At 63.7% G+C, this 20,835-nt stretch carries 13 protein-coding genes and 1 pseudogene; 2 read left to right on the plus strand and 12 right to left on the minus strand.

Translation table 11 applies throughout. The features are described from left to right. From FBZ89_RS25610 to FBZ89_RS31680, 3 genes and pseudogenes are all read right to left on the minus strand, one after another. A partial coding sequence (locus FBZ89_RS25610) for a beta strand repeat-containing protein (RefSeq protein ID WP_145753381.1) occupies nucleotides 1–3,030 on the minus strand: 3,030 nt, incomplete at its 3' end. 462 nt (nucleotides 3,031–3,492) lie between these two features. Next, nucleotides 3,493–3,696: pseudogene (locus FBZ89_RS25615) on the minus strand (IS256 family transposase); the annotation flags it as partial. A 605-nt stretch (nucleotides 3,697–4,301) separates the two neighbouring features. Then, nucleotides 4,302–4,484 carry a hypothetical protein gene (locus tag FBZ89_RS31680; RefSeq protein ID WP_246172577.1) on the minus strand — a complete coding sequence of 61 codons (183 nt, stop codon included), beginning with the start codon at nucleotides 4,482–4,484 and terminating at the stop codon, nucleotides 4,302–4,304. Between the two features lie 40 nt (nucleotides 4,485–4,524). Between FBZ89_RS31680 and FBZ89_RS25625 the strand changes: the two genes are divergently transcribed. Continuing rightward, entirely contained in the window at nucleotides 4,525–5,256 is a 732-nt protein-coding gene (locus FBZ89_RS25625) for an alpha/beta fold hydrolase (RefSeq protein WP_246172578.1), read from the plus strand. Nucleotides 5,257–5,267: 11 nt separating this feature from the next. Here the strand turns inward: FBZ89_RS25625 and FBZ89_RS25630 are convergent, their stop codons facing one another. Next, nucleotides 5,268–5,747, minus strand: coding sequence for a DUF1801 domain-containing protein (locus FBZ89_RS25630; RefSeq protein ID WP_145753387.1), 480 nt, complete (start codon nucleotides 5,745–5,747; stop codon nucleotides 5,268–5,270). A 173-nt stretch (nucleotides 5,748–5,920) separates the two neighbouring features. On the opposite strand from FBZ89_RS25630, the gene FBZ89_RS25635 reads away from it, so the two are divergent. Then, complete coding sequence (locus FBZ89_RS25635; protein ID WP_186457580.1) at nucleotides 5,921–7,177, plus strand: MFS transporter; 1,257 nt, start codon at nucleotides 5,921–5,923, stop codon at nucleotides 7,175–7,177. Nucleotides 7,178–7,221: 44 nt separating this feature from the next. On the opposite strand, the gene FBZ89_RS25640 is transcribed toward FBZ89_RS25635, so the two are convergent. From FBZ89_RS25640 to FBZ89_RS25675, 8 genes are all read right to left on the minus strand, one after another. Further along, a complete protein-coding gene (locus FBZ89_RS25640; RefSeq protein WP_145753391.1) occupies nucleotides 7,222–8,466 on the minus strand; it encodes a cytochrome P450 in 1,245 nt (414 codons plus the stop codon). Continuing rightward, nucleotides 8,453–10,435 carry an AMP-binding protein gene (locus FBZ89_RS25645; RefSeq protein ID WP_145753393.1) on the minus strand — a complete coding sequence of 661 codons (1,983 nt, stop codon included), beginning with the start codon at nucleotides 10,433–10,435 and terminating at the stop codon, nucleotides 8,453–8,455. The genes FBZ89_RS25640 and FBZ89_RS25645 overlap by 14 nt, the downstream gene beginning before the upstream one ends. A gap of 66 nt (nucleotides 10,436–10,501) precedes the next feature. Further along, complete coding sequence (locus tag FBZ89_RS25650; protein ID WP_145753395.1) at nucleotides 10,502–12,178, minus strand: condensation domain-containing protein; 1,677 nt, start codon at nucleotides 12,176–12,178, stop codon at nucleotides 10,502–10,504. A 12-nt stretch (nucleotides 12,179–12,190) separates the two neighbouring features. After that, nucleotides 12,191–13,138 carry a RidA family protein gene (locus tag FBZ89_RS25655; protein ID WP_186457581.1) on the minus strand — a complete coding sequence of 316 codons (948 nt, stop codon included), beginning with the start codon at nucleotides 13,136–13,138 and terminating at the stop codon, nucleotides 12,191–12,193. Nucleotides 13,139–13,358: 220 nt separating this feature from the next. Beyond that, nucleotides 13,359–14,084, minus strand: a complete 726-nt coding sequence (locus FBZ89_RS25660; RefSeq protein WP_186457582.1) for a RidA family protein — start codon at nucleotides 14,082–14,084, stop codon at nucleotides 13,359–13,361. A gap of 37 nt (nucleotides 14,085–14,121) precedes the next feature. Continuing rightward, nucleotides 14,122–18,261 (minus strand): penicillin acylase family protein, encoded by a 4,140-nt coding sequence (locus FBZ89_RS25665; protein ID WP_145753400.1) that lies wholly within the window; start codon nucleotides 18,259–18,261, stop codon nucleotides 14,122–14,124. Then, complete coding sequence (locus tag FBZ89_RS25670) at nucleotides 18,258–19,172, minus strand: tryptophan 2,3-dioxygenase family protein (RefSeq protein ID WP_145753402.1); 915 nt, start codon at nucleotides 19,170–19,172, stop codon at nucleotides 18,258–18,260. The genes FBZ89_RS25665 and FBZ89_RS25670 overlap by 4 nt, the downstream gene beginning before the upstream one ends. Next, nucleotides 19,169–20,518, minus strand: a complete 1,350-nt coding sequence (locus tag FBZ89_RS25675) for an FAD-dependent oxidoreductase (protein WP_186457583.1) — start codon at nucleotides 20,516–20,518, stop codon at nucleotides 19,169–19,171. Before FBZ89_RS25675 ends, FBZ89_RS25670 begins: the two co-directional genes overlap by 4 nt. Nucleotides 20,519–20,835: the final 317 nt, after the last annotated feature.

Raw genomic sequence — 20,835 nt, forward strand, 5'->3', positions numbered from 1 at the left:
GCTGGTGATGTTGCCCAGGCCCGACTGGCCGGTGAAGGTGCCGAACAAGGTGCCGTTAGAGCCCTGGATGGTCAGGGCGTTGGCCGAGGCGTTGATGATATTGCCGGCAATGACGCCGCTATTGGCCAGCACCCCGATGCTGCCGGTGTTGGACAAGGCGGTGGCGGCTGTGATGATGCCGCTGTTGCTGATGCTGCCCAGCGTGCCGGCATTTTCCAGCGCGCGGACGACGCCGCTGATGGTGCCGGAATTGTTCAGGATGTTGAGGGCGGACGAATTCAGGACGGCGGACAGGCTGCCGGTGATGGTGCCGCTGTTGTCGAACGCGACGATGGTGCCCGAATTGCGTACCGCGCGGGCGCCGGCGGTCACCAACCCCGCATTGTCGATGCTGCCGATCACGGCGGCGCTGAAATTGTAGAGCCCGACATCGCTATTGCCGGCGCCCCTGATCACGCTGTTATTGAGCAGCGTTCCGACAGTACCCCTGTTCACCATGCCATAGGCGATGCCGCTGTTGGTGTTGCTGGCCAAGGTGCCGCTGTTGGTCAGCGTGCCGATGCTGCCCGTGGTCTGGACGGTGAGGGCGGTGCGGGCGGCGGTGATCGCGCTGGTATTGTTCAGCGCACTCAGGACCGTGCCGATATAGTCGTTCAGGCTGACCGCCAGCAGGGCGTTGCCGATGGTGGTGCCCGTTACGGCCAAGCCGCCGGTGGCCCCGACGATGGCCGCGCCGCTGGTCATGACGGCAACGCCGGTGTAGTTCGAGCCGGCGCCCCCTTGCACCATCGTGGCGGCCAAATCGCCCACCAGGAAATTGCTGGTGCTGGCGACCGAGGAGACCACCGTGCCGCCGGTGAGGCTGGCAGCACCGCTGACCACCAGCGTGTTGTTTCCCAGCGCCAGGGTGCCCGCTGTCTGGCTGTAGTTGCCGGTGATGCTGGTCAGCGTGGCCAGCGTCAGGGAAGCACCGGCGTTCACCGCCGTGTGGGTACCTATCGTACCCAACACCATATTGATGTCGTCATCCAGCAACAGGCTGCCGCTGCTGAAATACAGGTCGCTACGGTTATTGATGATGACGCCGTGGCCGTTGAACCCGGTCAGCGTTCCCGCCGTACCGCTGGCCCCGCCGGCGATGGTGAGCCCGATGGTCGTAGAATCTGAGATGGTGCCGGCGATGACGCCGCTGTTGACGATGGTATAGACGAAGCCGCCGATGGCATAGGTGCCGCCAATGGTGCCGGTATTGGTCACGACGCTGACGGCACCGTTGCTGGCGATGCCGAACGCGGACCCCTGGATCAGGCCGCTATTGCTGATGGTGCCGATGGTCCCGCCGTTGGATCGGATGAAAATGGCATTCTGCGAACCTAGGATGGTACCGGCATTGACAACGGTGCTGATCGAGCCGAACGAGTGGATGCCATTGGTACCGGAAATGGTACCGCCAACGGAGTTGGCCACCGTTCCAACGGTGTTGAGGTTAAGCAGGGCGCCATAGGCGCCGGAAATGGTGCCGCTGTTGCTCAGGACGCCGATGCTGCCGAGGTTATTAATGGCGACCGAGGTACCTTTAATAAGGCCGCTGTTAATGATCGTCCCGAACGTGCCGATCGCTTCGTTGTTCACCCCATAAAGCGAGCCGCTGATCGCGCCATTATTGATGATCGTCTTGACCGTGCCACTGGAATGGACGCCATAGGTGCCGAAGATGGTGCCGCCAATGGAATTGACGAACGTGTTGAAGATGCCGGTGTTGGCCACGCCGGCGGACGTGCCGAAAATCGTGCCGCTGTTGCGGACATCGCCAATCGTCTGTCCCGTGAAATTAAACAAGCCGTAGGCCGTGCCCTTGATCAGACCTTGGTTGATCAGCGTGCCCAGGGTGTTAAAGGAATAAAGGCCGGTATTCCCGGCAAGGGTGCCGGAGATTGAATTCGTCAGGGTCAGGATCGTGCCGCCGTTGGCCACCCCCTGGGATGTCCCACCGAAGATCGTACCGGCGTTGGTCACGACATTGATCGTACCGCCGTTGGACAGGCCGTAATTGGCGCCGGTGATGGTGCCGCTGTTGGCCAGCGTGCCGATCGATTGCGGATTGTTAATGGCGGTACCGGCGCTAATTATCCCCGAATCGGTATTGGTCAATATGCTGATAACGCCGGCATTGGAAACGCCGAACCCGTCCGCGATCGCCGCGCCGCGAATCACGCCGCTGTTGAGGAGCGACCCTATGGTCGCCGGAACAAAGACTTGATGGGGGCCGCTGAGAACGTTTTCGCCGGTGTTCAGCACACCGATGGTGGAACCTGAAATCGTGCCGCCTACGGCGTTCGTGATTTGATCAAGCCCGCCGGTATTTTGAATGGCGGTGAATGAGCCGGTGATCTGGCCACTATTTATAATGGCGCTGATCGTATTGACGTCATCTATGCCGATTGAACCGTAAATCGTGCCGCTGGCGACATTCTCGATGGTTCCGATGGTACCGCCACCGCTAAAAATGCCGGAACCTATGGTTCCGGTTATCCGGCCGCTATTGTAAATATGGTTCAGCCTTGAGCCATTAAATACACCGCTAACCGAACCGACAATGTTTCCGTTATTGACGAGGCTGTCCAATAGGCCACTGGTATAGATGGCCGTGGCGCCCGATATAGTGGCGTTCGCGCTATTAATCAGTGTGCCGATGGTGATGGCATTGCCAATGCCATTTTTATTTCCAGTTCCCTGGATTAGGCCACTATTAATCAGATACCCAATCGTGCCACTATTGGAAATCGGGTATGCCGTCCCATTGCTTATGGTGCCGCCATTGGCAAACGTCCCGACAGAGACGTTGGACAGAATTGTGTAGCCGTTCGACGTGCTGGCAATGGTGACCGAGGGCGTGGACGAAGAGATGGTGGTCAGTGCCGCCTGCCCATTGCGCGGCGCGGCCAAAGCCACACCCAACATCAGCAACGATGAACCGGCCTTCAGCAGAGCACGATTACGCCGGCCAATGACCCCAACCCCACGCGACATTAACGCCCCCAATAATGATTGCAGCGAATTGTTCGGCAGTCGAGATTCAGCCGCACGCCGCCAATGATATATCCTAAGGTATATACCCGGAATTTTTTCAATTATCAATCAAGTATAAATCTGTAGAATACGCTCTATATTCAGGAAGAAATTCAGTTAATGGGGTTCACAAAGGATCACAAGCGGTCACATTTCATCTTAATTTATCACATTTTGGCTGGTTTATTGCTTAAGTGAATCCCCGTTGTGCTGAGTTGCTCCGAGCGCTCATGCGTCGCCGGTGTGAGCCGGCCGATCGTGTCCCCAATCGTGTCCCCAGGTGTAAAGGATCCGCCGGACTTCGCGCGGGAAGGCGAAGAACGGAATGACCTCTTGCCACGCCCGGGGCCAGGCCTTGCCGATGGCGGCGTGTTTCTCGCCCCGAGGCCCGGCCTCGAAGGCGGTCAACGCGGCCTCGGGCGCCTTGCGTCCATAGCCGTTACACCGATTGCCGCCATCATCATCCGCAAGATGATGATTCAGTTCCGCTTTCAAGGCAGGTTCTGTCAAAGCCTTCTTCAACGTCTCAAGCAGGCCGTTCTGTTCGAACGCCGTCTTGGTGTCAGCACCGGCCAGCAACTGGTCCAGGATCGCGTCTGGAATAACTGGCTCTTTGCGCCGGGCCATAGGGGCCTTCTTCTTGCTCACGATGACCCCGCCGAGCACGAGCCGAAGGCCAGCGAAGCTAAATTCCTGGTGGTCCCCCCACTGTGGAGCACCGTCTACCTGGCGGCGCAGCCGCTCAAACCCTGACCGGCGAACCGGGCGCCGCTCAGCCAGTCACTCAGCGTGACTTAAATGAAGGTGCGGCCTGGGGCTCGGCGGGAGGGGAGGGCGGGCATTGATCGGACCTGACAGGAGGGGGCAGGCGTAAGTTGGGCTTCCTCGGTGGTCGCGGGCGTCAAACCGCGTCAGATCCGGCAAAGTTCCCTCCTGCAGTCCGCGCACTCGCCGCACATGCGCAACCTTGCGTATTGCGGGAGGGGCGGAGCATATGGAGCCTGGCCATTCGTCTATAATCCTGATGGATTATTTTACTTCATTTGATGTTGCATGATTCTCACGCTATGATTGAGAAAAAGTCGATCCCGGCGATGGACGGGGCGAATGACGGCCGACGCGAACAATTCAATCCTTTTGACATAGTCTTCATTCAGGGGACTAATCCGCCGTACAATCCAGTTTATATTTCCTTTGACTTGGCGCGCCTGGCGCAGCCATTTCGCTTTCGTTCACCGATTCAGTTTTAAAAATGGAGATGGATCCATGGCCTTCCAGCATTTATTGGGGGGGGTAGCCGTTGCCGCCACCATGTTGGTGATGGGCGCGGCGGCGGCGGCGGATGCGCCGAAGACGTCAAAGACTTTTTCCAGCGTGGTGGAAGGAACGGAGGCGCCGGCCGTTGTTATATTCATTCCTGGCCTATCCGCGCCGGGGGAAGTCTGGGATGGCGCCGTGGCCCATTTAAAGGGCCGGGCGCAAACTCATGTACTGACCTTGGCCGGTGCAGCCAACCAGGCGGCCTGGCAGTCCGACGCCTCACACGATAGCTTCACCAGAACGGTGGAGGATCAACTTGCCGACTACATCCGCGTCAAGGGATTGGTGCGTCCCATGATCGTGGGGCACAGCATCGGCGCCAACATCGCGCTAGAATTCGCGGAACGGTATCCCGACCTGGTTGGTAAGCTGGTACTGGTCGATGCCCTGCCGTTCCAGGCGCGCGTCTGGTTCAACATCGATTCCGTGACCCTGGCGAAGCCGCTGGCGACGGCGACCCGCCTGTCCATTAAATACCAGTCACGGGCGCGGTACGAGAAGTTCATTCGTGGCCCCTCCACGCGCAGTCAGGTGGCCAGCGACGCGGATTTCGAAAAGGTTGTCCGCTGGGGGCTGGCGGCGGACCAGTCGGCTGTGGCCGACACGATGTATGAGGTGCTCACCACCGACCTGCGCCCCCAACTCGGCGCCTTCGCCGCTCCGACGCTGGTGGTGGAGACGTGGGCCGGCACGGAAGGCGCCACGCGCGACCAAATCGAGCAGGAGTTCCACGCCCAGTACGCTGGCCTGCGGCGGGTGAAGTTCGCCATGTCGGAAACCGGCCATCACTTCGTCATGCTGGACGAACCGGATTGGTTCAACCGACAGATCGACCAGAGCCTTTCCGACGACACGGCCGCCCGGTGACGGCGCCAGGTTCAGCCGCCCGGACCGGGCCGCCGGCGGGTGGGGGAGCGGGGCTTTATGATGCTGACTGACCGGTGACCGGGCGCTGGCGTGATGCCGCCATCGGCGATGGCTTGGTGCACAAGTTCCAGGACGTAGGGGTCGTCCAGGTCGCTTGTCGCGCCCAGGCGGATATGGCGCACCGACGTTCCCGACCCCACAAGCCTGCACTGTGGGTCGTGCAGCGCCGCGCCATTATGGAACCCGAGGTTCACATGCCCCGAATAGGCAGCGAGGTGGCAGAAGCCTTCACGCATGCTGGTCGTGAAGGAAAAGGCGATGGCGACCGCGTTGTACGAATCATAGATCAGTTCGTTGGCCTGCGGGGCCGTCCGCAGGATGAAGTCCCGGGCGGGCAGGAACAGCGCGCCCACAGGCGGCGGATACGCCGCCAGGTATTCCAGCAATTCGGCCGGCGGTGGGGCGACATCCTGGTGCTGGCTGTCCATCATGGGCCGTCTTCCAGTGGGGCCCCCAAGGTCTCATTTGAAAAGTCGCGGTTCAAGAGCCTCCTGACGTTCCCGCCGCCCATGTTTGCCCGCCCATTGCCCGTGAACAGTCCGCCACACGCATCACTTTGAGGATTCGCCGCATGCAAGCCGCCCCCGCGCAGTCGCGGAAGCACATGATCGCAGCCGTCCTGTCAATCATCTTCTTCGATTCCCTGGGCGCCGGGTTGATCATTCCGGCGTTGCCCGGCCTGCTTGAAACCTTCTCCGGCACCGGCCCGGCCCAGGTGAGCCTAACGTATGGAGGAATCATATCGCTCTATTCCGTCGGGCTGTTCATCGCCAGCCCCCTGTTGGGCCAGCTTTCCGACAGGTTCGGGCGCAAGCCCATCTTTATCGTCACGCTGACCGGCGCCATGGTCGACTACGCTATCATGGCGTCGTTTTCGTCGGTGGTGGCGCTGGCCGTGGGCCGTCTGCTGGCCGGCATATGTGGCGCCAACTTTCCCACCGCCTCGGCTTACCTCACCGATATCCTGCCACCGGAACGACGCGACCACGGCTTCGGCTGGGTGGGGGCGGCATTTGGCTTGGGCTTCATCGTCGGCCCGGTTGTCGGTGGGCTGATGGCGGGGCTTGGCCTACGCGCACCGTTCTGGGGCGCCGCCGGGCTTGCGGCCGCCAACGCCCTCTTTTCCCTGCTGGTCTTGAGGGAAAGTCGGGTGCGGCCGGGGGGACGCCTCGAGGTGGAACCGGAAGCATACCCGGGAACGCGGCTGCCCCGGGGTGGCCTCAACCCGCTCGCTCCCCTTTTGCGCCTGTTTTCCGATCGCCAGTTCCAGCCCCTGCTGGCCGCCCTGCTGCTGTATCATCTGGCCATGCTGATGATACAGTCCATCTGGGTGTTGTTTACCCAGGTGCGTTTCGGCTGGACGGCGGCACAGGTAGGGCTTTCGCTGACCGTGTTTGGCCTGATGGCCGCGGTGGTGCAGGGCGGACTGGTGGGGCCGGTGTTGGGCCGCCTGGGCGGGCGGGCCGGTTTGCTCATTGGCCTGGCTGTGTCGGTGGCGGGCTGTCTGCTGTATGGTCTGGCGACGGCGGGCTGGCAGCTTTACGCCGTCCTTGTCGTCGCGTCGCTGGGCTGGCTGGTGCCACCGGCGATCCAGTCGCTGGCCTCGCGCGGTGTGGAGGCCGAGGCGCAGGGCATGCTTCAGGGCGGACTGATGGCCAGCTATGGCGGGGCCTCTGCCGTCGCGCCTGTCATCTCCACTGCTGTCTTCACCTGGGCCGACGGCGAACGCCATCCCGGCGCGGTGTTTTTCCTCGCCAGCGCGCTGGTCGCGGTCGCGTTCATGATCGTGGCCCAGCGCCGGCCGGATGGGGCGCTGGAGGGGGCCACGGACGCCGTGACCGCGCGGCCGCGGGGCGGCTGATGCGAACTTTTGGGGGGCAACTGCAGTCGTGACCCGCGTCCGCTCTATTCCCTCGTCCTTATGACCAGCCGCGTGGGGCCGCGCATGTGCGGATAACGCTGCCAGGCGATGACATCGCGCACCAGGCGCCGGCCGGCGATTAGCGGCGCCAGGCGCCCGAGGACGATTTCCAACTCCAGCAGAGCCAGATGCGACCCCAGGCAAAAGTGTGCGCCGCCGCCGAAGGCCAGCATGCTGAACTCCCCCCGCCGGATGTCCAGAGTTTCGGCCTGCGCCAGCATGCGCGGATCCCGTAGCGCCGCGCCCAAGAACAGATGCAGACGCCCACCCGCCGGGATGTGCGCGTCGCCCAGCCGCATGTCCGCCGCCGCGGTGCGGACAATCATCTGGACCGGTGCGTCATAGCGGGACAATTCCCGTGCCGCCTTTCCGGCGAGGTCGGGATGTGCGGCCAGCGCCGCAGCCTGATCAGGGTGGGTGGCGAGGGCGTTCAAGGCGTTGGCGATCAGGCTTTGCGCCGTGTCCTGTCCCACGCTGAGCAGCATGGCGCAGATAGCCATTGTCCATTCCCGGTCCAGGGTTCCCTCGGCCTCCAGATCCAGCAGCAGGGTGGCCAGGTCGTCGCGCGGACACCGCGTTCGCTGGGCCAACAGGTCAGCCACCAGATCGCGCAGTTCAGCGTATTGTCGGCCGATCAGCACATAACGCGCGAGGGGCAGGGGCTGTGTGAAGACGGTGAAGATCCCACTGGACAGGCGGGCCAGCTGCGCCGCGTCCACGTCTTCCCATCCCAGCATGAGGGCCGCGGCCAGGGCGGGGAGGGGACCCGCCAAGGCCGGCAGGACGTTGAGGCCGCCGTCCAGGGCTTCCGGCGTCAGGTGCGTGTCCACGTGGTTCCGCAGGATAGGGCGCAGTCTTTCCGCCGCAATCTTACTGAAATGGCGTGCAATCCGCCGGCGGGCGTCGCCGTGCGCCGGCTCGTCCATGAAGAACAACCAGTGGGCCAGCGCGTCGCACAGGGGGGCGACGTCGTCGTCGGCGGCGCCTTCCGAGGCGAGGCGGCGGACCCGGAGGGGCAGGTCATCGACCAGGCAGGCCGGATCTGCCAGAATTTGCTCTATTTCTCGGTGGCCGGTAACGATCCAATCGCGACCGAGGCACCCCGGCAGGCTGAACACCGGTGCCTGTTCCCGCAGCCGGCGGTAGGTGGGATAGGGATCCTCGATGAAACGGGGATCGAATGGGTTGAAGGTAGGGGCCCCGGCGGGCCGGATGTCAAAGGTGTCCATCGATCTCGGCCAATCCGCAGGCGAGTTGATCGATGGTGGGATTTTCCCAGAAAACGATGGGGTCGAACTCGCGCCCCAGCCAGGCCGACAATTGATAGGCTAGTTCGAAGACATCCTTGGAGTCCAGGCCCAGCACGGGGAAGGGATCGGTGGTCGCCACCTCGTCCTCAAGCAGGCCCTGTCGCTCGGCGATGGTCGCCACCAGCCAGCCGCGGATCCGGATGGCCGTCTCGCTCATCTGAATCTGATCCGCGCCGCTGGGGCCGATGCGCTGCCAGCGGGCGAATTCCGGCAACTCACCCGCCAGCAGGGCCTGGCAACAGGCCTCTCGCCGGATCTTGCCGCTACTGGTGCGGGGAATTCCGCCGGCCCGGACGAAGACGACGGCCCGTGGGGCGACGCCGAACGTCTCGGCGATCTTGCGGTGCACCAGGTCGCCCACCAGCACGCTGTCCAGGTTGTTCATGAAGGCGCGCCGTATTTCAGCGATGATCACGATCTCCTCCCCGCTGGCGCCCGGCGCGGCCACCGCCGCGCAGGCACCGGCGGCGATGGAGCCGTGGGCGTGGCCGGCGACCGCCTCCAGATCCTCCGAATGCAGGTTGTTGCCATCGACGATGATGATAGTCTTGATCCTGCCGGTGACGAACAGATTCCCATCCTGTACGAAGCCTAAGTCGCCGGTGCGCGTGAACGGGCCGTCGCCCTCGGCCGTGAGGCCGCCAAACGTCCCTTGGGTCGAGACGGGGTTCTGCCAGTAGCCATTGGCTACGTTGGGCCCGCGCAGCCAGATCTCACCTTCTTGTCCCGCCGGCTGGGGCAGCCAGGTCTCCGGGTTGACGACGATCAGCTTCTGCGGCTCCACGATGGGGCCGCAGGTCATGACCTCCGTGCCGCGTGGGCCTTGGACCGACCAGGGCGCGCCGGGGGATAGATTGCCGCCGGCTACGAAAAGTGTAGCCTCGGCCAGGCCGTAGCACGGGAAGAATGCCTCCCGGCGGAAGCCATAGGGCTCGAACACCTCGGCGAAGCGCTTAAGGGTCGCTGGCCGGATGGGTTCCGCGCCCACGAAGGCCACCGACCATGAGGAAAGGTCGAGGTCAATCCCTCCGGGTTGGATCCGGGTGGCGCAGAGGTCGTAGACGAAGTTCGGACCGCCGCTGGTCGTTCCTCTATAATCGGAAATCGCTTTCAGCCACCGCTGCGGGCGTTGCACGAAGGCCTCTGGCGACATGAAGACGCAAAGGGAGCCCAGATACAGCGGTTGCAGAAGATTGCCGAACAGGCCCATGTCGTGGAAGTGGGGCAGGCAGCCGACGACCGTGGCGGCACCCTCGGCATGGTTGAAGGCCCGGCAGATCATATCTTCATTGGCTATGATGTTGTCGTGGGTCAGGACCACGCCCTTGGGACGACCGGTGGAGCCCGAGGTATACTGCAGCACCGCCACGGCGTCCCGGCGGATGGCGGGGCCGGCGATGGTGTCCGGGCCCACTGCAAGGTCCGTCTCTATCCAGGGAAGCCGGGACAGGATGGATCCCACCGGCAGGCCTGCCTTCAGGCGGGTATGCTGGCCGCCGTCGGTCAGCACGGCGCGGGCGCCGCTGTTCGCCGCCAACTCCGTCAACCAGCCCAGGCGCTGATCGCCGCGCGGCGGCGCGACGGGCACGGCGATGTTGCCGGACAGCAGGCAGCCCCAGAAGGCGGCGATGAATTCCAGCCCACAATTGTAAATCAGCAGGATGGGCTCGCCCTTGAGCTTGTGCTCCATCAGTTTGACGGCGATGCCGTTGGCGATGCGCAACAGGGTCCGGCTGGTCAGCGGCTCGGATGGATCGTCCCCGTTGCGCAGGAAGATGTAAGCAGCGCTGTCCCCGCCCTCCGCCCGGATGCGCAGCAGGTCGATCAGGGAACCGCCGTCTTCAAGGAACGCCGCCGTGCGGCCGTTATCAAGCAGGGCTGTGTTCATGCCGTCCGTCCGGTGCGGAAAGGGTTGTGGGTGGCCTGGGGATGGATCGTGGGGAACGCGGCCCCATCACAGTTCGAAGCTCTCATTCGCGGCCTCCCCCCGGCACAGAGTCTGGAAAAGGTCGCCCAAGAGGGCGTTGCCGCTGTCGTCGAGCGTTTCCAGGAGGCGCTGGTAGCGCCCGGCGACTTCCTGCGCCTTCGCAGGCTGGAACAGATCCTCGTCGAAGCGCCAGCAGCACTCATAGGTGTCCAGGCGGTCCTCCACCGTTAGCACCACGTCGTGGGTAATGCCTGCGCGCAGGTTCCGGGCGGGCACGTAGGTGTCGACGAACATCTTGCCGACATGGTCGTGGCCGAAGCCGGCATCGAACTTGAGCCAGGTGAAAAGCACCTGGCTCAAAGGCTGGGCGCCCGCGTCGCGCACCAGGCGCAAATCGCGCACCAACTGGGCGAACGGCAATTTCCGGTGGGGCAGGGCGCGGCGGAAAGCGTCCTGGACAAGGACGCAGAGCGCGTGGAACGACAACTCGTCCTCCCATTCGACGCCCAGCGGTAGGATGTTCACCAAGTAGCCCATGGTATTGCGCAGATCGGGCCTGTCACGCAGGTCCATGGTGGTGGTGATGATCTGGCGCCGCCGACCCGTTTCCCAGCCTTCGATCAGCAGGAAGGCGGCCATGGTCAGAATGTAGGGGGTGACGGCGAACCGCCCGGCCAGGGCTCGTACGCGGGCCGTTAGGGCGGGGGAAAGGCGGCGGCGCACCTCGAATCCGACGAAGCGGGGGGCGGCCGGGCGGGGAAGGCGCGCCGCCTTGGCCGCGCCGGCCTGGACCAGCGGACCCAGTTGCCGCGTCCAGTATTGGTTGTCGCGGGCTGCGGCGTGGGTGTTCAGATGTCCCGCTTGCCGCCAGGACTGTCCCAGGGATGGTTGTTTCGCGGGCGGCTCCGGGGCTTGCCCCAGGGCCGCCCGAGAGAATGGCGTCGCCTCCCCCGGGGACAGTCCCAAGTTGGATTGCTCCAGGTCGCGGACGATCAGGTCAATCGAACTGAAATCGCCGATCAGATGATGCAGGATGATGAGCAGGAGGTGGCCGGCGGATGGTTCGCGCTCAAGCACGTTGAAGCGGAACAGGGGCTTGTCCAGTAGATCGAAAGGGCGGCACAATTCGAACCCTATAAGACGATCCCAGTCGTTGCCGTCCTGCCGCGGCATGATCCCGAACGCGCTGTCGTCCCCCGGGCCGTTTTCCTGTGCATATCCGTCCAGGGGGGCGACGTATTGCCGGGGGCCATCGGGCGTTTCGCGGAAACGCAGGCGCAACGCTTCGTGGCTTTCCACGACCCGCTGCAGCACGGCGATGATGCGCGCGGCGTCGACACCGGGTGCCAGTCGGAAGCAGCCGCCGATCGTGTAGGCCGGCGTGTTGGGGAATAGAGCCTCGTGTGTCCAGATCGCCAACTGGTTGGGTGTCAGGGGGAAGGGGGCGCCGCCACCCGCATCATCGCCGAGGGCTGCGGGATGCCGGGCGTGGGAAGCGGGAAGGGGCGCGCCGTCGACAGGCACAACCGGCGTGGGCCGGCCGGTAATAGGTTCTGGCGCGAAGGTCAAGTCGCAATCTCCCGCGGGCGAGGTGTTCCAGGCGACGGGCCAAACCCGCCACCTGCGGCGGGACCCAAGGCCGCCCGTTTCATCAACACGGGTGGAAGATGTCGCTGACTGCCGTCGCCGGGCAGTCAGCGACATCGGGAAGGCGTCTTAGTTGGCGACGCCTTCAACCAGGACGGCGTTCTGCACGACGCAATCCACAGCCGCGGCTTCGTAGGTCACCGTCGGCAGTTGGGAAACGCCGGCTTCCGCCAGGCTGCTCTTGATCGCGCTTTCGACCGAGGCGCGTACCTTGCTGTCACTGGCCTTCAGCTCGGGCGCGAAGGTGGAGTCGGTCGACGCCAGTTGGACGGAACTGAAGGCCATGGCCGTCTGTTCTGGATCCACGTAATAGACCTTCAAGGACTTGACGTTCTTCAAGGTCATGTTGGCTTCGGCCAGAATCTTCTGCAGATTCTTGATAGTGCCCTTCGCTTCCAGCGCCGGGTCTGGGTACCCCTCGATGGTGAAGTCCTTCTGCTGTGCGGTGACGCCACCGAAGATCAGTTCACGATGGGTGTCGGCCTGGGCACGCGCCTTGGCGTCGGCGATTAGGTTGGCGGGGGTGTTCTTCATATCCACGAACTGGACGTCGAGGACCACCTTGAGGTTCGCCTCGTCCAGTGTGTGCTGCCCGACCGCGGTGCGGACGGGATAGTCCGCGGCGACGATGGCACCGTTGCTGGTCGCGGCCTTTGCGTCGAAATACGCCTTCAACACATCGCTGATTTCCTGGGTTTGCTTCAGCGACGTGCCGACGAAGGTGGTGTTCACCTTCAGCAGCGCGCCCCGATCGGCACCGTGTTCGGCCAGGATCTTGTCCAGCGCCACCAGGGCGGACGCCGTCTGTGCCTTGATGTCGCCGGACCGGTCGGTCGGCTTTATCTGGCTGACCGAGGCCGTCTTCACCCAACCCTCGGTGGATACCGCGTAGGAATAAACCCAGCGCGGCAGGCCCTCGGGATTATAGAATTCGATCGGGCGGTTGGACGCGGACTTCGCTTCCTGAGCCTGGACGGCGGAAACGGTCAATGCCAAGGCGCCGCATGCGCCCAGCAAGGACTTTGTCAAGATGCGCATAGAGTTCCTCCTAATCAGGGTTGTTTGAATGAAGTATCGTGAACAGTCCTTCTCCAATCCGCAGCTGGCCAATATGTGGTTTGCGGGTTTACGGATTGTGGAAGGCAAGCCGGTCGTATATGGACTTTTATGCGCGAAGGCACGGTATGGCATTCTTAAGTAATTTTACTTGGTTTTCCAAAATGGCAACCAAGATATATTAATCTGTGACAGCGGTCGCTTCTATCTGGAAGCGAATTTTGTCAGTAATTAAAAAATCGACCCCCATCATTGTAGTAACCGGCATCTGCTCCCTTCCGAAGAAGGCGCTCATTTGCTCGGCGATGGCGAATGGATCGGATGCGTCCTTATGGACGTAAGTGATGCCAATCTTGATGATGTCGTCCTTGCTGATCTGGCCCGCCTGCAGCACGCGGCACAGATTGTCCAACGCCGCCTTCACTTGGCCAACCAAATCATCGGCGACGACACCGTACTGTATATCCACCGGAATTTGCCCGGATATGAAGACGATTTTCCCACTTAACGGCGCGGACGCCGCGATGGAGTAGGATTGTGTTTCAAACAAGGTCTCAGGATTCAAATATTTGATTTTCTGAGACGCGTTTGACGGCTTGATATGGGCACAGTCCGGCATGTTTCCGACGGCTTGCGCCGCCGCTGGGCGAGTGGGGTTGGGGGGCTGTCCTCCTATGGGGGCTGCGGGGGTTTGGGCCAGGGCGAAGGATACCGGAAACACTAGTACGGCCAAAACCAGGCCGCACCCAAATGAAGACGCATTTTTAGGCAACGATCGCACGTGAACGCCGTAACGCGACAAGACGGACGGCTTAGTCAAGATAGCGCCGCGCATTATGGACGGAAAGCAGAATTTCATCACATCCTCATTTTTCGACTGAAGAATTCTTGGCAATGATTCGTTCAAAGGTAATAATCCCCCCTCGAAAGGGGTAATGCGGACCCTAGGGTTTAACTTCGGGGGCCAGCACGCGCTGTCTTTCCAACAGGAAACTCCAATCCGTGCCATACGCCTGCCGGAATCCATGGCATCCCATACATCCGCCCGACAGGGTCCCGTGGCCCGCGAAAAAGGAATTGAGGAAGGCCGGATCGCCCGGGTTGGGCTTCGGATTGATGAACAGCATCGTGCGGTGCAGATAGTCGCTCGCCTTGGCGAAACCAGAGGTGAACTGGCCGCTGAAAGCTTGCTGGACCGGTGCCGGCTCGATGACGACATTGGACGCATAATAAACCGCGGGTTCTTCCGGCCCGTCGTAGAATTCGCCGGGCTTTTTGTCTACGGGGCGCCATTGCACGCTGACCAGGCGGTAATGCGCCAGCGGCAGGTTGGGATAGTGTGCGCTCAACTCCGCCTGCATGCGGCGGTTTACCGCCGCGATGGCCGCCGGCGTGGGGTATAGGCGGCGGTTGATGGCGATGCGGTCGATGCGGGGCAGGCCGAATTCGGCAACCTGGTTGTAAAACAGCTGCAGTCCAGGTTCCGCCGGGTCAGCGCTGGCGAACCGTATCTCCTGGTCCTCGTCCAGGGTGGCCGGCGTCACCTTGATCTCGGGCGAGTAGGCAGTCTTCAGCGCGACCGCGGCCGGCGCGAGGGTGCCATCCGGGTTTTCCAACGGCACGGGTTTGCCGTCCGGACCGGGCGCCGGGGCGATCAGGGTGTCCACTTGCTCGAACGTTGCCCAGATGAAATATGGCGCCGATGGCGTCTTATGCATAACGTGGAAGGCCAAAAGCCCCCAGGTGTCGCCCGGGCCGCCTTTTGAATCCTGGTGGCAGAGGCCGTCCTTGCCCAACTGGTAGAACCGCACGCGGCTGGTGAAATAATGATCGGGATCGTCCAAGGGCCCCAGCCGCCGCCAGGCCGCCTTCAGTTCCAGCGCGCCGCTGGGGAAACTGATCATCGTCTCGTCGCTCGGGTCATCGGCCTTGGCCGCTGGCGGCGCCTCCTGTGCAGTGCGCACGTAATCGCCCGTGCGGCGCTTGATGAGGCGCAGGGGCTTGTCACCGTACCAGCCTCGTGAGGCGACGTAGACGAAGTGTTCGCGGTTGACCTTGGATTCCAGCAATATCTGCCGGCCGGGGAAGGGCTCTGCGGGGGACAGGCCGGATTGGGCGTTGCCGTGGTCCGGTTCATCCAGGTTGTGCCAGGGCGGCGATGTCATCGCCGCGCCGGGATCGCAGGCCGCCGTGGTGCCGGCTTCCTGGCCGGCCGGCGTGCCGACCTTGGCGGGATCGTAGATGTAGCGGGGCGGTTTGTCGAAGCCATAGTCCTGCGTCCCGTCGGCGCCGCCGCTCGGACTGCCGACGCCGGGATAGGCCTCGACGCGTCCGCGAAGGGTTTCCCAGACCCGAGGTTGGCCCTGGGAGTCGAAGGTGGCGTCAATGTCCGGCGTCCCACGCTTGCCCGCCTTGGCCGGCCAGTTCAAGGCGATGAATTCCTGCCAAGCGTATAGGGCGGCCTCATCCAGCGTGGCGTCGGGTGCCCCCCCCTTGGCCGACCGCAGGTCCGGCGGCATAACGCCGGAGAAGGTGGGGCCGGATGGGGAAGGAGACGTGGCGGCCGCTGCCGGCTTGGGCGTTAGGGCAAGGCCCAGCAGTACCAGAAGCAGCCAAGCGCTCCCACCCGGGCGCCGGCCCCGTGCCCGGTCTACTGGACGCCGGCCCCCGGTCCGGGCGCGGGCGGCCCGGTCCAGCCACAGCGTGTGCGTCGGGGGGCCGGGCAGCAGCGGCGTGGTATGACCCGTCCGCCAGGCGTCGTGGCCGGCGCCATAGTAGGGGCTGCGGGGGTTCGCGGACTGCCCGCCCGGCATGGTTAGGAAGCCCCTGTCCTCGTGTCCCGGCGAGACGACAAGTCGAAGGACCGGACCGTGCGACGACAGTTCGGCAAGTGGCATGTTCTCATCTCCCGAAAGTGGTGACGGGGGCATGTCCAGAAAGTGGCCGATGAAGGGGAAGAAGGGGCTCATGGGATGGCGCATGGCCAACAGGTTGGCCTCCCCCCACGGGCGGCTGGACAGTGCCGCGTCTTTGCCGGCCACGGTGGTCACGGCTTCCGCCGCGGCGGCCTCAAGCAGGGCGTCCCAGGTGGCGAACCGGGGGTTCAGCAGGTGGGCTGGGCGTTCCGTCACTAGGCGCCAAAGGCTGTCCTCGCGCTGGTTGCCCGTGGCGTCGAACTTGAAATCCGGGAACCTCGCCGCGACCAGACCGACGAAGGGTGCGAAGGCCAGCCTGTCTGCGGCGAGGCGGAATTCCCGTACGAGGCGATAACCGGCCGCGTCCGCATCCGCCCGGTCCGACGACCCCGTCACCACGGTTGCCGCCTCGTCCGTCCGCATCCCCAAGGCAGGGGGCCGGTGTTTCAGAGTCTCAAGCAGCAGGCCGCGCCAGCGGGACAGAAAAAGCGCGCGGTCGTCCAACTGCAGCGCGGCCATGGTGTTCTCGTCGAAGCGGGGCGCGGCGCGCAGGGCGTCGCGGATCTGCCCGGCGCGCGCGCCCAAGATGTAATAGCCGTGGCCCATGGCGCGCAGGATGTTCCCATCGCCGACGCGCGCGTTGGCACTCCAGATCCGGCCGTCACCAGGATTCTGCACACGCGGATAATCCGACGGCGCCAACCATCCGGACCAGCCGTCGCCCTCGCGGCTGGATAGGGACGGCAGCCCCCCTTCGCGCGCGGCGCGGCGCGGCGCGGGTCCCAGCAGCGTCCAGCCGACATTGCCCGCGATATCGCCGACGACCAGATTTTGCGTCGGCACGCCGGCCAGGGGGGCTGCGGCCATCGCCTCATCCAGCGACCGGGCCCGTTCCAGCCCCAGCAGGCCCAAATTCACCGCCTGCGGAAAATGGGCGATCCATAGCTCCGCGAAAAGGGCGCCGTCCGCCCGGTGGCGCATCACCGGCCCCCAGGTCGTCTGCTCGATGCGCAGCGTCTCGTTCGCCCCGCCGCGGACGTGTAGCACCTCGTCGATGGCGGTCAGGGTGGCGACGCCCGCGGGCACGCGATACTGGTCCGCTGGCAGGCCGCGTTGGTCCAGACGCACAAGATCCGACCACTCGCCGGCGCTGTTGGTCAGTCCCCAGGCCACATGGCCGTTGCTTCCCGCGATGAGCAGGGGGAAGCCTGGAAGGGTCACGCCCACCAGCCGGTCCCCGGTGGCGCCCAGCATGATGGCGGCGCGGTAGAACACGTTGGGCATCGCAAACGCCAGGTGCATGTCGTTGGCGACAAGGGCGCCATCCCCGGCGGCCACGCCACCCCCGACGGCCCAGGCGTTGCTACCCCGAAAGCGCCGGCCCGTTTCCATGTCGAAACTCAGCGGCTTGGCCTGGACTTGGCGTAGGTCCAGCACCTGGGCCGGCGGCAGGGGCGGGTCGTCCGCGACCGGCCCGACAAGTGGTGCGTCCCAGTCGTGTGAACCGGTGGGCGCCAGGAAGTCCGCCACCTGCCGGGGCAACGCGTCGTAGAGAGCCGCCCTGCTGTAGTCCTGGTCGGCTTTACTGTCCTGCAACAGGAGATACATGTAGAAGACGGACAGCAGGGTGTCCTCTTCCCGCCAGGGCTGGGGCGAAAGCGCCAGCAGGCCGTATTCAAATGGCGGTGCGCCCAGGCGGCGCAAGCCCTCGTTCACGCCCAGGGTGTAGGCGTGGACCAGTTCCCGCTGCTCTACCGGCAGTTCGCCAAGCACCCGCGTGGCCAGGGCGCGGAAGCGGTGCCGGCGAAAGTCCCGGTCGATCGGCAGGATGCCGGCGCCGAACAGTTCGGCCAGTTCGCCGGCGGCGGCATGGCGGCCCAAATCCATCTGGAAATAGCGTTCCTGCGCATGCAGGAAGCCGAGCGCGTAGGCGGCATCCACCCGGTTTTCCGCCCATATGCTCGGAACACCGTCGGCGTCGCGCTCGATGCGCACGGTTGCCGACAGGCTTGGACTGGAGACATGGCCATCCAACGCAGGCAGGCTATCCCCCAGCCTTTTGTAGGCCAGGATGGCCAGCACGCCTCCACCGATGGCTGCCACCGCCACGAAGCCGAAGACAGTCACGGCCAGCCATTTGCTCCAGCGCCAACGGGGGGGCCACTTCATTCCAAGTCTTCCCCCTCGCTGGAGGGACCATCGCCGGCCGTGACGCGCAGATCGGGGAAGAAGCAACGTTGGCGCCGACCCTGGCCCAGATAGCGCCGCCAGGCGGTACCACCGGTTCCCCGATCCTGCTCCCCACCTTCCCCCGGGGGGCCACCGGACAGCAACTTCTCGGCCAGCCGGAAATGCGCTGCCGGCCAAGCCTGGTTGAAAAGGCGGTCATAGTCCCGCAGCAGCCCGGTGACCGCCGGGTCCGCCCGTACCCCCTCGCACGTGGCCGCGTATTTCGCGGCCAGGTTGGTGCGGGTCGATGCTTCGGCCAACGCGCGGAGTTCCGTCAGGTGCGCGTTCTCAAAATCCAGCAGGGCGGATCCTTCAGTTCCTGGGTCAGTTCCTGAGTTGTCGGTTCCGGAACTTTCAGCCAGCGGCGCGTGGCGCCAGTACAGGCTGTCGAACAGGACCGGGAACGGTGTGGCAGGTCCGACGTGGGCTTGACGCTCCGGCGCGGCGAGGTCCCACAGGTTAGCGCTCAGCAGCTCGATCTTGCGATACTGGGCCGACTGGAAGCCGCTGGCGGGGGCCAAGGCCTGGCGGAATGCCAGGAACTGCGCCCTATCTATTGTCGCCGCTAGCGTATTCACCAATCCCACCTGCAGTTTCACCAGGGCGACCAGCCGGCCTAAGGCGGTGGGCCAAACCACGGCGCCGGAGGGGGTGGCCGCCAGCCCGGAAAGGTCGCCCAGCAAAAGGGCGAAGCCCAACTCCGCCATCTGGTGGATGATGATGAACAGCCGTTCGTCCGTTTCCGCGGTCAGCGGGCGTTGCAAGGAAAGCAGCTCTTCAAGGCGGAGATAGCGGGCGTAGTCAACGCGGGGCGGCGGGACGAACGCCTTTGCGATGAGGGGAGGCGTCATGCGAGGGGATATCCGATGGTGTCGAGTTCCGCGACGATGGCGGCCAGGTTCACGTCCTCCCTGCGGGATTTGTTCGCCGTCCAGCGGCTGATGGCCAGATCCTGGCGCCTGGCCCTGGCCAGGGCCTCGGCATAGGGGATGTCGCTGAATGCCACCATTTCGTAAAGTGGGGTGAAGCGGTCGGGATGGGCGCGGGCCAGTTCCCCCTCGACTTGGCGTCGGAGGCGGAAGCCGTCCTGGATGACGTGATGGCTCATCTCAGAATAATTGCTGAGGGACAGATCCATGATGGCCTGGACATCGCCGCGCCGCGCCGTGGCGAAGGCCTTGAAGCATTCGGTCCAGTTCCACCCCCCCGGTTCGGCGGCCGGCACCCCGGCCGCTAATTTCAGGCAATCTTCCAGCGCGCAGTTCATCCCCTGCCCATAGAATGGCGCCATGGCGTGGGCGGCGTCGCCCAGGACCAGCAAGCCGGGCGCCGCGGTCCAGCTTTCGCAAGAGGTGGTGACGATGCGGCCGGTAGGGTTGGCGGCGAGCTGCCGATCCAGGTCGCTCAGCAGTGCGCCCTCCACACCGGGGAAAAGGTCGTCGAACAAGGCCTTCTGCGCGTCCAGCGACTGTCGCTCGTCCAGCCGTCCGTCCCGAGGGAAGAACAACGTGGCGGTGAAGCTGCCTTCCCTGTTGGGCAAGGCGATCAGCATGACGTCGCCGCGCGGCCAGATGTGCAACGCGTTCGGCGCCAGCCCCGCGGCGCGATCCGCCGGGATCGCCAACTCCTTATAGCAATGGCGCAGCGTCTCCACCCGGGCGGGGGCGTGCGCCTGCTTGGCGATGGCGTCCCGCACCAGGGAATGCGTGCCGTCGGCGCCGATCAAGGCGCCGAATGCCATATCCATGGTCCGGCCCAACTCGTCGGCGACGCGAATGGTTTTCGCGTCTGTGTCAATCGACACGCACCGATGCCCGAACTTCAATGTTAGATTGGGCGTGCCGGCGGCCACGGCGGTCAGCGCGTCGATCAACGTCGACCGTCGGACGGAATGGATTGCGCGATTGCCCACTTGATCGTAAGGCTGGAATTCCTCCCCGCCATGCCAGTCGTGAATCTGCCGTCCGAACATGGGAACGGCCAGCGGGCGGACAAGGTCGATGGCGTCCAGGACCTCAAGCGTCCGGATACCCCGCGCGCTGAGCGCCAGGTTGATGGAACGTCCCTTCGGACGCTGCGGCAACAACCGAGGATCGGCCTGCGCCTCCAGCACCGTGACCGGAACGCCCCGTCGGGCCAGCAATCCGGCCGCGGCCAGTCCGGCCAGTCCTCCGCCGATGATCACGACCTCGGTCATTGAATCTCCGTTCACGCGCGGCGGCAATAGATGGCCGACTGGAAAGCCCATGGGGCATCGTTAGCTGATGCAAAGACGTGCAGTTTATAATAGATATTGCGCCATATTTTACAATTAATAATAGATCGACTTGGCTTCTCGGTCAAGTTTCTCGTTTCCTAATCTAAGGTGATAATCCTTATTGGGTGCGTATCCATCTTGCTATGATTAAGGATATGCTTATAGAATTTTAAAAAATGCAGTATGCAATTGACAATTAAAGTAAAATCACCATAATTTGTGCGATGCTATCTGAATGATCATTAACGGAGGTCGGA

Source organism: Nitrospirillum amazonense, from assembly GCF_007828045.1.
Taxonomy (GTDB): Bacteria; Pseudomonadota; Alphaproteobacteria; order Azospirillales; family Azospirillaceae; genus Nitrospirillum; species Nitrospirillum amazonense_C.

Bases quoted from the DNA above. Each gene is read 5' to 3' on its own strand.
- FBZ89_RS25645 (WP_145753393.1), bottom strand. From the start codon at position 10,435: ATGAACACAGCCCTGCTTGATAACGGCCGCACGGCGGCGTTCCTTGAA.
- FBZ89_RS25675 (WP_186457583.1), bottom strand. From the start codon at position 20,518: ATGACCGAGGTCGTGATCATCGGCGGAGGACTGGCCGGACTGGCCGCG.
- FBZ89_RS25635 (WP_186457580.1), top strand. From the start codon at position 5,921: ATGATCGCAGCCGTCCTGTCAATCATCTTCTTCGATTCCCTGGGCGCC.
- FBZ89_RS25650 (WP_145753395.1), bottom strand. From the start codon at position 12,178: ATGTCGCTGACTGCCCGGCGACGGCAGTCAGCGACATCTTCCACCCGT.
- FBZ89_RS31680 (WP_246172577.1), bottom strand. From the start codon at position 4,484: ATGAATATAACAACGGCCGGCGCCTCCGTTCCTTCCACCACGCTGGAA.
- FBZ89_RS25630 (WP_145753387.1), bottom strand. From the start codon at position 5,747: ATGATGGACAGCCAGCACCAGGATGTCGCCCCACCGCCGGCCGAATTG.
- FBZ89_RS25640 (WP_145753391.1), bottom strand. From the start codon at position 8,466: ATGGACACCTTTGACATCCGGCCCGCCGGGGCCCCTACCTTCAACCCA.
- FBZ89_RS25665 (WP_145753400.1), bottom strand. From the start codon at position 18,261: ATGAAGTGGCCCCCCCGTTGGCGCTGGAGCAAATGGCTGGCCGTGACT.
- FBZ89_RS25670 (WP_145753402.1), bottom strand. From the start codon at position 19,172: ATGACGCCTCCCCTCATCGCAAAGGCGTTCGTCCCGCCGCCCCGCGTT.